The sequence below is a fragment of the Corynebacterium sp. KPL2850 genome, from assembly GCF_040225855.1.
Lineage (GTDB): Bacteria > Actinomycetota > Actinomycetes > Mycobacteriales > Mycobacteriaceae > Corynebacterium.
Genome location: NZ_JBEHFV010000014.1, coordinates 1 through 11,694, shown reverse-complemented (window position 1 = coordinate 11,694; position 11,694 = coordinate 1). Strand labels below are relative to the sequence as shown.

Annotated in this window: 12 protein-coding genes; 6 read left to right on the top strand and 6 right to left on the bottom strand. The window is 57.7% G+C overall.

Features of this window, described 5'->3' with window-relative positions; all coding sequences use genetic code 11:
- Positions 1-12: 12 nt before the first annotated feature.
- The 3 genes from ctaE to ctaC all read right to left on the bottom strand — a co-directional run bounded on the left by ctaE (position 13) and on the right by ctaC (position 2,690).
- Entirely contained in the window at positions 13-624 is a 612-nt protein-coding gene (gene ctaE, locus ABRP93_RS06130) for an aa3-type cytochrome oxidase subunit III (RefSeq protein ID WP_369707792.1), read from the bottom strand.
- 541 nt (positions 625-1,165) lie between these two features.
- A complete protein-coding gene (gene ctaF, locus ABRP93_RS06125) occupies positions 1,166-1,597 on the bottom strand; it encodes an aa3-type cytochrome oxidase subunit IV (RefSeq protein ID WP_023023132.1) in 432 nt (143 codons plus the stop codon).
- Between the two features lie 19 nt (positions 1,598-1,616).
- A complete protein-coding gene (ctaC, locus tag ABRP93_RS06120) occupies positions 1,617-2,690 on the bottom strand; it encodes an aa3-type cytochrome oxidase subunit II (RefSeq protein ID WP_023023134.1) in 1,074 nt (357 codons plus the stop codon).
- A 388-nt stretch (positions 2,691-3,078) separates the two neighbouring features.
- On the opposite strand from ctaC, the gene asnB reads away from it, so the two are divergent.
- On the top strand, positions 3,079-5,001 hold the full coding sequence (asnB, locus tag ABRP93_RS06115; RefSeq protein ID WP_349852657.1) for an asparagine synthase (glutamine-hydrolyzing): 1,923 nt from the start codon (positions 3,079-3,081) through the stop codon (positions 4,999-5,001).
- A gap of 92 nt (positions 5,002-5,093) precedes the next feature.
- Here asnB and ABRP93_RS06110 read toward each other — a convergent pair whose 3' ends face one another.
- On the bottom strand, positions 5,094-5,438 hold the full coding sequence (locus ABRP93_RS06110; RefSeq protein WP_005283948.1) for a HesB/IscA family protein: 345 nt from the start codon (positions 5,436-5,438) through the stop codon (positions 5,094-5,096).
- Between the two features lie 142 nt (positions 5,439-5,580).
- Here ABRP93_RS06110 and ABRP93_RS06105 point away from each other — a divergent pair, with 142 nt between their 5' ends.
- A complete protein-coding gene (locus ABRP93_RS06105) occupies positions 5,581-6,261 on the top strand; it encodes a DUF3043 domain-containing protein (protein ID WP_034659101.1) in 681 nt (226 codons plus the stop codon).
- A 12-nt stretch (positions 6,262-6,273) separates the two neighbouring features.
- Positions 6,274-7,050: a nicotinate-nucleotide--dimethylbenzimidazole phosphoribosyltransferase gene (locus tag ABRP93_RS06100; protein WP_023027915.1), complete on the top strand. Its 777-nt coding sequence runs from the start codon at positions 6,274-6,276 to the stop codon at positions 7,048-7,050.
- A gap of 45 nt (positions 7,051-7,095) precedes the next feature.
- On the opposite strand, the gene ABRP93_RS06095 is transcribed toward ABRP93_RS06100, so the two are convergent.
- A complete protein-coding gene (locus tag ABRP93_RS06095; protein ID WP_034659188.1) occupies positions 7,096-8,190 on the bottom strand; it encodes a branched-chain amino acid aminotransferase in 1,095 nt (364 codons plus the stop codon).
- Between the two features lie 105 nt (positions 8,191-8,295).
- On the opposite strand from ABRP93_RS06095, the gene ABRP93_RS06090 reads away from it, so the two are divergent.
- Positions 8,296-9,792, top strand: a complete 1,497-nt coding sequence (locus tag ABRP93_RS06090; RefSeq protein ID WP_023023143.1) for a leucyl aminopeptidase — start codon at positions 8,296-8,298, stop codon at positions 9,790-9,792.
- Between the two features lie 38 nt (positions 9,793-9,830).
- The gene (locus tag ABRP93_RS06085) at positions 9,831-10,367 is read left to right on the top strand and encodes an isochorismatase family protein (RefSeq protein ID WP_023023145.1); all 537 of its coding nucleotides are present in this window, start codon (positions 9,831-9,833) and stop codon (positions 10,365-10,367) included.
- Between the two features lie 5 nt (positions 10,368-10,372).
- Here ABRP93_RS06085 and ABRP93_RS06080 read toward each other — a convergent pair whose 3' ends face one another.
- On the bottom strand, positions 10,373-10,783 hold the full coding sequence (locus tag ABRP93_RS06080; RefSeq protein WP_023027914.1) for a hypothetical protein: 411 nt from the start codon (positions 10,781-10,783) through the stop codon (positions 10,373-10,375).
- Between the two features lie 125 nt (positions 10,784-10,908).
- Between ABRP93_RS06080 and ABRP93_RS06075 the strand changes: the two genes are divergently transcribed.
- Positions 10,909-11,694: biotin/lipoyl-containing protein (locus ABRP93_RS06075; RefSeq protein ID WP_349887293.1), on the top strand; the 786-nt coding region annotated here is incomplete at its 3' end.

Genomic DNA, 11,694 nt, shown 5'->3' with positions numbered 1-11,694 from the left:
GGGTCGCCGACACTACTGAATCAAGTAGATAACGGTGAACACACCGATCCACACAACGTCAACGAAGTGCCAGTAGTAGGACACTGCCATCGCGGCGGTAGCCTGTGCCGGCGTGAATTTAGACTTAGCGATACGCGCCAGGATGATTGCAAAGGAAATCAAACCGGCGGTTACGTGCGCAGCGTGGAAGCCGGTGATGATGTAGAACACCGAACCAAAGACGCTGGACTGTACCGTCACGCCTGCGTGAATCAACTCAGCCCACTCAAACGCCATGATGCCCAGGAAGACAACACCCAATACCAGCGTGATGGTGTACCAGAGTCGAAGCTTGTAAACGTCACCCCTTTCTGCGGCAAACACGCCGAACTGCGAGGTCACGGAGGAAGAAATCAACACTGCAGTAATGAGAAAGCCCATTGGCAGGTTGATATGGGCAGTGTGCTCTGCCCAATCGCCTTCCTGGCCGTTCGCTCGCGAGGTGAACCACATCGCGAACAGTCCGGCAAAGAACATCAATTCCTGAGACAGGAACACGATGGTGCCCACGCTGACCATATTGGGTCGGTTCAGCGAGGCAACACGTGGTGCTGTCATACCTTGGTTAGAAACTACGCTCGTCACAGTGGTAATTATGGCTGTTCTGGACGCTAAAGTCACTTCAATTCCCCCCCGCTTCCTCTATTCGGTTTTCACTAAATTGCCAGCTACCGATAAGGAATATCTTGAGGCCTATCAAGATTAATAACGCGGGAACTTTTTGCATTCTTTTACGACGGGACATCAACGCAGGTGACGCCCTTAAACTTCATCTATGGCCACGATGCCCACCGTTTCAACTACCTCGCTCACGTTGATTCGACCCTCTTCCGCAACCGGTTTCAGCAAATTTCTTAGAGAGATAAATCACACGGCGGTTTCCGGGGAAAATCGCTCTTTTGCAACTTTCGGTTGACCCCCGCAGAAATTGCGGTTTACGTGCTACGATGCGCTTTTGCTGCCCACTTAAAGCCTGGGCGCAGCCCCTCTCCCCCTCCCATAAAGAAATTGTGGAACCTCGGGAACTTTTCTATTTGATTTACGACGCGGATCGCCAAAGCCCTCCTCACCACGGCGTGGTGAGGAGGGCTGAGAAGTTTTGGCAGTGGTTGCGACTAGCTAAGTACTAGTGCTTTTCCTTAGGCAGGCCATACTGCAGGGACAGGCCGGCGCAAGCTGCAATCAAGCAGACAGCGCCCAAGGCGATGAGCCAGTAGTAAAGGAAGATGACGCCTAGGCCCAAGAAACCGATGGAACCAGCCATGGCCAGTGGCCAGATGGAGCTCGGCGAGAAGAAGCCCAAGATACCAGCGGAGTCTTCGGTCTCTGCTTCTTCCCAGTCTTCCGGTAGAACGTCGCTGCGGTTATCGGTGAAGTGAAGGTAGCCGCCCAGCATAAGGCAGAGCACGACGGAGAGGAACATACCCACGATGCCAACCCACTCGGCGCCGTAGAGGTAACCATCATCCTTCACGAGGGTGACGCCAAAGATATAAACAATCAGCGAGACGAAAAGGTAAGTCGCGATTGAGTAAAAGACTTTCGATGTTGCACGCATTGTGTAATGTCCTTATCTCTTATGCCGCGGTCTTGACGGAGTTGTCACCATCGGCGGTGTCACGCTCGCCGGAGAACGGGTGGGTGGTAACTGCGTACGGATCCTGGCCAATTTCCTTCAACGCCTCAGCGTTGGTGGCATTCGGGTTCTTCTCACGGAAGTCCATGTAAGCATTGAAGTCCTCTGGGGACACAACGCGAATCTCGAAGTTCATCATGGAGTGGTAGGTACCGCACATCTCAGCACAGCGGCCAACAAAGGCGCCTTGCTTATCAATCGATTCGATCTGGAAGCTGCGCTCCTGGGCGTTGGCCTCAGGGTGTGCGTACACGTCGCGCTTGAACAAGAACTCCGGTACCCAGAACGCGTGAGAAACGTCAGCGGAAGCCAGACGGAACTCGATGGCGGTATCGGAAGGAAGCACCAGAACCGGAACCTCTTCGGTGGAGCCTACGGTCTCAATCTTGTTGTAGTTGAGGTAGGAAAGGTCGCCCTTGGACTTACCGTGAATTGGGTTGGGGTTGTCCACACCCTCAGGGTCATGGGCGGTCTTTTCCGCTTCAGCCTGACGCGCTTCGTCCGCACCGTTGTAGTTCTCACCATTGACGTGGTTCTCGGCGTAGCCGAACTTCCAGTTCCACTGGAATGCCGTGACGTCAACGGTAACCTTTGGATCCTTATCCAATGCGGTGACCTTCTGCTGGGTCTGCACCGTGAAGAAGAACAAGGTCATAATGATCAAGATCGGAACGATGGTCAGCACCATCTCCAATGGCACGTTGTACTGCGTTTGGCGCGGGAATTCACCCTTGCCATCTCGCTTGGCCTTCTTCGCGCTCCAGCGGAAGATTGCAGTAAGGAAGAGGCCCCACATAACGAAGCCGACAATCCAAGCTGCTACCCAGACCCAGATCCAGAAGTTGTACATTGCCTCAGCCTCAGGGGTCACACCCTTTGGCCAACCGAATCCCAGGAGGTTCTCTACAGCAGTTGGCGCCTGAACGTCACAACCAGCCAGGGCGAGACCGCCTAGGGCAAGTGCGCCAGCTACGCCCGCCTTACGGGCGAAGGTGCGCTTATTACGCTGTCCCACGTGTGTTCTGCCTTTCTGTCCACACAAACTTCTCGAATACTCACAGAGCACCCTTACCCAATCAGAATAATGGATAAATGCTTGGTTCCCAGCCTTTTTGAAGCTTTAAAGGAGACCCAGGGCGCTCAATTTATATCCACGATTCAGTAGGTTACCGCCCCACCTGCACAATGTTCCAACCGCACCCCCTGTCTGCGCCTTCACCATGTGCCTTAACTCACAGGGTGCTGTTCCAGCCATCATCCGAAAGTTCGCACCCTTACGGGGAAGCTTAATTTAAGCTTTTCTACAGCTTCTTCCAAACCGTGGCGCTTTCTGGTTTCCACCCCGCGCACCGTAAAGTAGGACAACGAGCACTAGTCGCTTAATTAAAAGGAGCTATCTTTACATGTGCGGACTTCTTGGCATGCTCGCGGCCACCGGTAACGTGGACAAATATGTCGACGCGCTGGAGCGGTCACTTCCTTGCATGCACCACCGCGGACCGGACGCAGCCGGCACTTGGCATGATGGCGACGCCGCCTTCGGCTTTAACCGCCTGTCCATTATCGACTTGGAACATTCCCACCAGCCCCTGCGCTGGGGCCCGGAGGACGAGCCTGAACGATATGCCCTTACGTTTAACGGCGAGATCTACAACTACGTTGAGCTCCGCGAAGAACTTAAGGCTTTGGGCTACACCTTCTATACGGAAGGCGACGGCGAGCCCATTGCGGTGGGCTACCACCACTGGGGCAAGGACGTCGTTGAGCACCTCCGTGGCATGTTTGGCATCGTCATTTGGGATACCAAGACCAAGACAATGTTTGCCGCGCGCGACCAGTTCGGCATCAAGCCGCTTTACTTTGCCACCACGGACGCTGGCACGGTCTTCGCCTCCGAGATGAAGTGCATCCTAGACATGGCTGAGGACATTGGTCTAGATCTCAGCCTTGACCGACGCGCCATTGAGCACTACGTAGACCTACAATACGTACCGGAACCGGAATCGTTGCACGCCAATATCCGCCGCGTGGAATCCGGCTGTACGGTCACCTTGAAGCCGGGCGAGGACGTCGTATCCGAGCGCTACTTCAAGCCACGTTTCCCGGTCCAGCAGGTGCCTGAAGGCGAAAAGCAGCAGCTTTTTGACCGCATTGCAGAAGCGCTGGAGGATTCCGTCGCCAAGCACATGCGTGCCGATGTCACCGTTGGTTCCTTCCTCTCTGGCGGCATCGACTCCACCGCCATCGCTACCCTGGCCAAGCGACACAACCCAGATCTGCTGACCTTCACCACTGGTTTCGAGCGCGAAGGCTATTCCGAGGTGGACGTGGCCGCAGAATCGGCGGCAGCCATCGGCGTAGAGCACATCGTGAAGATCGTCTCGCCGGAAGAATACGCCGAGTCGATCCCAAAGATTATGTGGTACCTGGATAACCCGGTCGCCGATCCTTCCCTCGTGCCGCTGTACTTCGTGGCCCAAGAGGCCCGCAAGCACGTCAAGGTGGTCCTGTCCGGTGAGGGTGCCGATGAGCTTTTCGGCGGCTACACCATCTATAAGGAGCCACTGTCGCTCGCGCCATTCGAGAAAATCCCTTCTCCGCTGCGCCAGGGATTGGGCAAGCTTTCCCGCGTGCTGCCGGAAGGCATGAAGGGCAAGTCCTTGCTCAACCGCGGCTCCATGACCATGGAGGAGCGCTACTACGGCAACGCACGCTCCTTTAACTTTGAGCAGATGCAGCGCGTTATCCCATGGGCCAAGCGCGAGTGGGATCACCGCGAGGTCACCGCGCCCATCTATGCGCAGTCGGAAGACTTTGACCCAGTAGCCCGCATGCAGCACCTTGACCTATTTACCTGGATGCGCGGTGACATCCTAGTCAAGGCTGATAAGATCAACATGGCCAACTCCTTGGAGCTGCGCGTGCCATTCCTAGATAAGGAAGTATTCAAGGTCGCAGAATCCATCCCGCATAACCTGAAAATCTCCCACGGCACCACCAAGTATGCGCTGCGCAAGGCCATGGAACAGATCGTCCCCGCGCACGTGCTCAACCGCAAGAAGCTGGGCTTTCCGGTTCCCATGCGCCACTGGCTCGCCGGCGACGAGCTCTACGGCTGGGCGCAAGACACCATCAACGATTCCCAGACCGAGGACATCTTCAACAAGAAGGAAGTTCTGGAGATGCTCAAGGAGCACCGCGATGGCGTCTCCGATCACTCCCGCCGCCTGTGGACGGTGCTTTCCTTTATGATCTGGCACGGCATCTTTGTGGAAAAGCGCATCGACCCGCAGATTGAACAGCGCGACTACCCGGTCAAGCTTTAACCTGGGCTGGGTAAAGTTCCACACCGAGCTTTAAAGACATAAAAAGAGGGTGAGCGCCGAGAAGCACTCACCCTCTTTCTTTATCCTTCTGTTTAGTTGAAGGAATCGCCACACGCGCAGGAGCCGGTGGCATTCGGGTTATCGATGGTAAATCCCTGGGACTCGATGGTGTCAGCGAAGTCGATCTTGGCACCGGTAAGGTACGGCACGGACATCTTGTCCACGACGAGCTTGATTCCACCCACCTCGTCGACCTTGTCGCCATCAAGGCTGCGGTCATCGAAGTAGAGCTGGTAGCGCAGGCCAGCGCAGCCGCCGGGCTGCACTGCGATGCGCAGGGAGAGATCGTCGCGGCCTTCCTGATCAAGCAGGCCCTTTGCCTTTGCGGCTGCGGCCTCGGTCAGAATGACGCCGGTTTCGGAAACTGGAGCGGTCATCACTTCTCCTCAAATGTGTCTTGGTTGCGTAGCCACTACCCTACCCGCATCTACGAGGAGGGAAAAGGTAGCCCATAGTAATAACAACGCCGTGGGCGGGCCTATTCCCCTCTTGGGGCCGAAACCTTGTAGTCTGATCAGCGTGAAACTTCCGTGGCAAAAAGATGACAAGACCTCCCCTGAACCCGCTCCCGCGCAGGAAGAAGTTCAGGAAGAAACCCACCGCAAGGGGTATACCCCTCCGAAAGGTCGTCCCACGCCAAAGCGCCAGGAACAAGAAATCGCGCGCGGCGTAAAGCGCGATCCACATGGGGTATCCGATGCGCAGCGCTATAAGCGCCGCAAGGAACTCAAAAAGTCCATGAGCAAGGACGAGTGGAAAGAATATAAAAAGCAAGAGCGCAAGGAGCGCAACCAGCGCAACCGCGAAAGCCAAGAGCGCATGGCTGAAGGCGATCCGCGCTTCCTCCCAGCCCGCGACCAGGGTGAAGAGCGCGCCTACGTGCGAGATTGGATCGATGCCCGCCGTACGCTTTCGGAATGGGTAATGCCGATGGCGCTTGCCCTTATCGTCGTGGTCTTTGTGACCTATGCGGCTCCAAGCATCGCCGGCCTCATCAATGCGATTGCGATGGTGGTTATCCTCATCTTCGCCATCGACGGCATCTGGCTGGGCCGCCGTGCTAATAATGCTGTCCGCAAGAAGTTCCCCGGAACCACCGCCACCGGCTTTGGCCTGGGATTCTACGCATTTTCCCGCGCCAGCCAGCCCCGCAAGTGGCGCATTCCTCGCCCGCGCGTAGAGCGCGGGGCCGACGTTTAAGGAAACACGCTGATGGCTGATTCCTCGCAGCTTTATCCCTACGGCCGGCTAAGCGATGCCGCACAGTGGCTAGCCGCCTGCCAGGATCGCTCCCCCGCCTCCGAGCCACAGCGGGTGCGGGCCATCATCTTCACCGAGGATGGTGAGGAGATCCCACAGGCCACGGAGACCGCCGCACGGCGGGTTGAGGCCAGCATTAAATCCGTCACGGTGACGGATTGCTCCTCGGCCTATGACCTAGGCGTGCAGGCGGCGGATGCGGAAATCGATGGTGGTGCGGATCTGCTTATTCCGGGCGGCATCGACAGCACGCAGGTTGCCGCGGCCGTCATGGGTGTCTTGGCGCAGGAGGAACCGGTGGTGGTCGTCGGCAAGCAGCCGAGCGTCGAGGCTTGGAAGGCCGAGGTTGCGGCCATTCGCGATTCCATGTTTCGGATGCGCGATCTGACTGGGCGGGAGCTCATTAAGGCCTGCGGCTCCCCCGTATTGGCCGCGCTGGTGGGCTTTATGTCCCAGGCGGCTAGGCGGCGCACGCCCCTGCTTGTCGATGCCCCCTTAACCGCCACCGCCACCGTATGCGCCGCCGCAGACACGCGGATCCACGACTGGATCCTTGCCACCAATATCACGCCGCAGCCAGCTCACGGGTTGGCCTTAAAGAAGCTGCGGCTGAAGCCCCTATTGGATCTGCAAATGGAGCCAGTACCGGCGCTCGGCGCCTTGTCTGCCCTACCCCTTTTATTGTTGGGCGTAGAAATTACCGCGGACGCCGCGCAGGCAGAGGCCTAACTGCGCGGCGCAGGTCCTCCTCGCGCAGCGTTTCACCGTGGCGTGCTAGACCAAATTGTGCAACCAGCCGTGGGCATCCTCCACAGCACCGCGCTGGATACCGGTCAGGCGCTCGCGCAAAGCCATGGAGACCTCGCCGGCCTCGTTATTGTTAACGCTGAAATCGGTATCCTCACCAAGGATGCGCCCCACAGGCGTGATGACGGCGGCGGTACCGCAGGCAAAGGCCTCGGCCATCTTCCCTGATTCCACATCTCGCTGCCATTCTTCGGCGGTAATGCGCCGCTCGGTAACCTTGTACCCCATGTCTTCAGCGACCTGCAGCAGGGATTGGCGGGTAATACCGGGAAGCAGGGAACCGGATAGCGCCGGGGTGACGATCTCGGCGTCGTCGCCGGTGCCGTAGACGAACATGAGGTTCATCCCGCCCATCTCTTCGATATACCGGCGTTCGATGGCATCCAGCCACACCACCTGGTCACAACCCTTTTCTTCGGCCTGGGCCTGCGCCAACAAGGAGCCAGCGTAATTGCCGGCGAATTTCGCGGCACCGGTTCCGCCCGGCGCGGAGCGGACATAATCGGTAGATAACCACACCGAAACAGGCTTAATGCCGCCGCTAAAATACGCACCGGCGGGCGAGGCCAAGAGAATGAAACGATACGCATTAGCCGGGTGAACGCCCAGCGATACCTCGGTAGAAATCATAAAGGGGCGCAGGTAGAGCGATGCTTCCCCGCCGGCCTCTGGAACCCAGCTCTTATCGATGTCCACCAGTTGGCGCAGCGCCTCGATGAACTCTTCTTGCGGTAGCTCGGGCATCGCCAAGCGCTGCGCCGAATTAATAAAGCGTTGCGCGTTTTGATCGGGGCGGAAGGTCACGATGGAGTCATCGGGCTGGCGGTAGGCCTTAATGCCCTCGAATACGGCCTGGCCGTAGTGGAAGACGTTGCTCGCCGGGTCCATCGTAAGCGGACCGTAGGGACGGACCTGTGCATCATGCCAGCCCTTGTCCGTGGACCAATCAATGGTAACCATGTGGTCCGTAAAGTACTGGCCGAAGCCTGGATTGGCCAGGATTTTATCTAAATCTGCTGCCGCCGTTGGCTGATTCGTACGGGTAATCGTGTAATCAAGCATGCCCACAATCTACTCCTTTTATCTATAGCCGGGTAGGAATATGTTCACTTTAGCGCGGTATTATGGGCGAAAGTTTCATTAGTACCAATTAAAAAGGAGGATATTATGTCTCAGCACGCTGTACCCGCACGTGGGGAATTTCCGGAACTTACGCTAGAAAAGAAGGCTCCGAAGAACACGCAGGCCCTACTTATCGCGGCATTCGAAGGCGAAGATGGCATTGAGCTTCCAGGAACCTCGCTGCTCAAGTCAGCCGAGCTGCGGGAAGCGTACGAGTCTCTCATTGCCGTGGGGGCAACCGGTAAGGCCAACGAGGTCACCCGCATACCCGCCCCCAAGAAGGCGGAGGCAGATTCCGTCATTGCCGTCGGCCTCGGCGATGCAGAGGACCTCGATGCAGAAACCTTGCGCCGCGCCGCCGGCAGCGCCGCACGCTCGATTTCCAAGCTGGAAGAGGTAGCCACGTCCCTGGGGGATTTTGGAATCGCGCCCACTGTAGAAGGCCTCATCTTGGGCGGCTACAAGTTCAAGGGGCTGCGCTCTAAGCCCGGCAAGGATTCCGAGCAGCCCGCCGCTTTTACCGTGGTGGCAGAAAAGTCCGCGCGCGAGGAGCTCGAGGCAGCGAAGATCACCGCAGAATCCGTGCTCATTGCCCGCGATCTGGTCAATACCCCGTCGAACCTGCTGTACCCAGAGTCTTATGCAGACTTCCTCTCCGCCCAGGCTGAAGAGGTAGGCCTCGATGTAGAAATCTTGGATGAAAAGGCATTGAAGAAGCAGGGTTTTGGCGGCATCACTGCGGTTGGTCGCGGTTCCGCTCGCCCGCCGCGCTTGGTGCGCCTGAGCTGGAGCCCAAAGAAGGCAAAGAAGCACGTGGCGCTCGTGGGCAAGGGCATCACCTTCGATACCGGCGGCATTTCCTTGAAGCCAGGCTCTGGCATGTGGGACATGATTTCCGATATGGGCGGTTCCGCTGCTATGGCCGCCTCCATCATCGCCGCGGCAAAGCTCAACCTGCCAGTGAAGATCACCGCTACCCTGCCGCTGGCGGAAAACATGCCAGGCGATAATGCTACCCGCCCGGGCGATGTCATCACCCACTACGGCGGCATTACCTCTGAGGTACTCAACACCGATGCAGAGGGCCGCTTGGTGCTTGCCGATGCCATCGCGCGCGCCAGCGAGGATAAGCCCGACTTCCTCATCGAAACCGCCACGCTGACCGGCGCCCAGATGGTCGCCTTGGGCGGGCGCACCGCCGGCGTCATGGGTTCGGAGGACTTCCGCGACCGCATGGCCAGCATCGGCCGCGAGGTAGGCGAAAACGCATGGGCCATGCCGCTATTGGAAGAGCACGATGAATCCGTGAAATCCGCCAGCGCAGATATCCGCAATATCAACGCCAAGCGCGAAGGCGGCATGGAATACGCCGGTACTTATCTGAAGCACTTCGTAGGCGAGGGCATCGAATGGGCACATATCGATGTCGCTGGGCCTTCCTTCAATACCACCGGTGCCTATGGCTACACGCCAAAGATGGGTACGGGCGTTCCTACCCGCACCGTCATCGCTGCCCTGCGCGAGATTGCTGAATCAAAGTAATACCCCGCGCCGCCGACTGGGCATAAAATAGCGGAGTTATGAACACTGCTTTAATCATCGTTGATGTCCAACACGATTTTTGCCCAGGCGGCGCGCTCGGCACCGATCGCGGCAACGAGGTTGCGGAGAAGATCGCTTCTTTGCAGACCGAGTATGACACCGTCGTTGCCACGCAGGACTGGCACATCGATCCGGGTTCCCACTTTGCGGAGGACCCGGATTTTGTCGATTCTTGGCCGGTGCACTGCGTTGCTGATTCCTATGGGGCCCAGATGCACGAGGCCATCGGGCCTGCGCAAGCATATTTCCGCAAGGGCGAATACACCGCGGCATACTCCGGTTTCGAGGGCGCAGCGAACGGCGTTTTGCTCGCAGATTGGCTGCGCGAGCACGCGATCGACGCAGTAGACATCGTCGGCATTGCCACGGATCACTGCGTGCAAGCAACCGCAGCGGATGCTTTAAAGGAAGGTTTTTCCGTCCGCGTCTTAAGCGAGTACTGCTCCCCTGTGGATCCGGACCGCGGGGATGCCGCCCTGGCAAAGCTAGGAAAGGCCGGCGCCACCATTATCTAGGCCAATTAACTTAAGTCTTGCCCCGAATCAGGGTTCTCCCCGCGTTCAAAGCGGGCGCGGCGAAGGCGCTGTTCTTCCCTTTTACGCAAGATACGTTGGCGTTCCATGCGCTCGCGCATGCGTTGGGGGTACCCGGTTTCTTCGACATCAAAAACGTCGCATTGCAATAGTTTTCCTACCGCGTCAATCCCCTTCGGCCCGCCGATGCGCCGGCGAATAAACTCACCATTTTCATCCACCACGACCACGGACATTTCATTGACCACGGTCTCAGGCTCGATAAATGCCTCGACAAATGCCTTATCGGCCGCCCACATTTTGAGCTCTTGTTCATCTTCTGGGCGAATAGTTTCTCCCGGACCGCGGGGCGGTCGCAGTGGCGATCGGGACTTATTGCGGCGGAAGAGGTTGAACATAACCCACTAGTTTACCCGCATGGAGGGTATTACTAACCCCACTACTGCACGATGACGGGCATCACGCTGTAAGATTGTGCGGTAGCGATAGAATACTTCCAACTTTTCGAGGAGTCTTAAAACTCATGGCGAACTCCGTTGAGATGCCCGAGCTGGGCGAGTCCGTAACCGAAGGCACCATTACCCAGTGGCTTAAGTCCGTCGGCGACACCGTCGAGGTGGACGAGCCTTTGCTCGAGGTCTCCACCGACAAGGTCGACACCGAAATCCCTTCTCCCGTGGCCGGCACCATCCTAGAAATCAAGGCCGAAGAAGACGACACCATCGAGGTCGGCGAGGTGATCGCGCTCATCGGTGATGAAGACGAGGCTGGCTCCTCTTCCGATGATTCTGATGACTCCGATGACGATAAGTCTGAGGACAAGGAAGAATCCAAGTCCGAGGAGAAGGAAGAAAAGGACGAGAAGAAGTCTGGCTCTAGCTCCCAGGCTTCTGGTGAGACCACCGATGTGGAGATGCCTGAACTCGGCGAATCCGTCACCGAAGGCACCATTACCCAGTGGCTCAAGTCCGTCGGCGACACCGTCGAGGTAGACGAACCACTGCTCGAGGTCTCCACCGACAAGGTCGACACCGAAATCCCTTCCCCCGTCGCCGGCACCATCCTAGAAATCAAGGCCGAAGAAGACGACACCATCGAGGTCGGCGAAGCCATCGCCCGCGTCGGCGACGAAAACGCCGCACCATCCTCCGACGACTCCGACTCCGACGACGACAAGTCCGAAGACAAGGAAGAGTCCAAGTCTGACTCCTCTGCCAAGTCCTCCGGCGAAGCCACCGATGTGGAGATGCCTGAACTCGGCGAATCCGTCACCGAAGGCACCATTACCCAGTGGCTCAAGTCCGTCGGC

What these genes read in the sequence shown, in the direction of transcription:
- ABRP93_RS06080 (WP_023027914.1), bottom strand. Translation starts at nt 10,783, where the DNA reads ATGTTCAACCTCTTCCGCCGCAATAAGTCCCGATCGCCACTGCGACCG.
- ABRP93_RS06090 (WP_023023143.1), top strand. Translation starts at nt 8,296, where the DNA reads ATGTCTCAGCACGCTGTACCCGCACGTGGGGAATTTCCGGAACTTACG.
- ABRP93_RS06110 (WP_005283948.1), bottom strand. Translation starts at nt 5,438, where the DNA reads ATGACCGCTCCAGTTTCCGAAACCGGCGTCATTCTGACCGAGGCCGCA.
- ABRP93_RS06100 (WP_023027915.1), top strand. Translation starts at nt 6,274, where the DNA reads ATGGCTGATTCCTCGCAGCTTTATCCCTACGGCCGGCTAAGCGATGCC.
- ABRP93_RS06085 (WP_023023145.1), top strand. Translation starts at nt 9,831, where the DNA reads ATGAACACTGCTTTAATCATCGTTGATGTCCAACACGATTTTTGCCCA.
- ABRP93_RS06095 (WP_034659188.1), bottom strand. Translation starts at nt 8,190, where the DNA reads ATGCTTGATTACACGATTACCCGTACGAATCAGCCAACGGCGGCAGCA.
- ctaF (WP_023023132.1), bottom strand. Translation starts at nt 1,597, where the DNA reads ATGCGTGCAACATCGAAAGTCTTTTACTCAATCGCGACTTACCTTTTC.
- asnB (WP_349852657.1), top strand. Translation starts at nt 3,079, where the DNA reads ATGTGCGGACTTCTTGGCATGCTCGCGGCCACCGGTAACGTGGACAAA.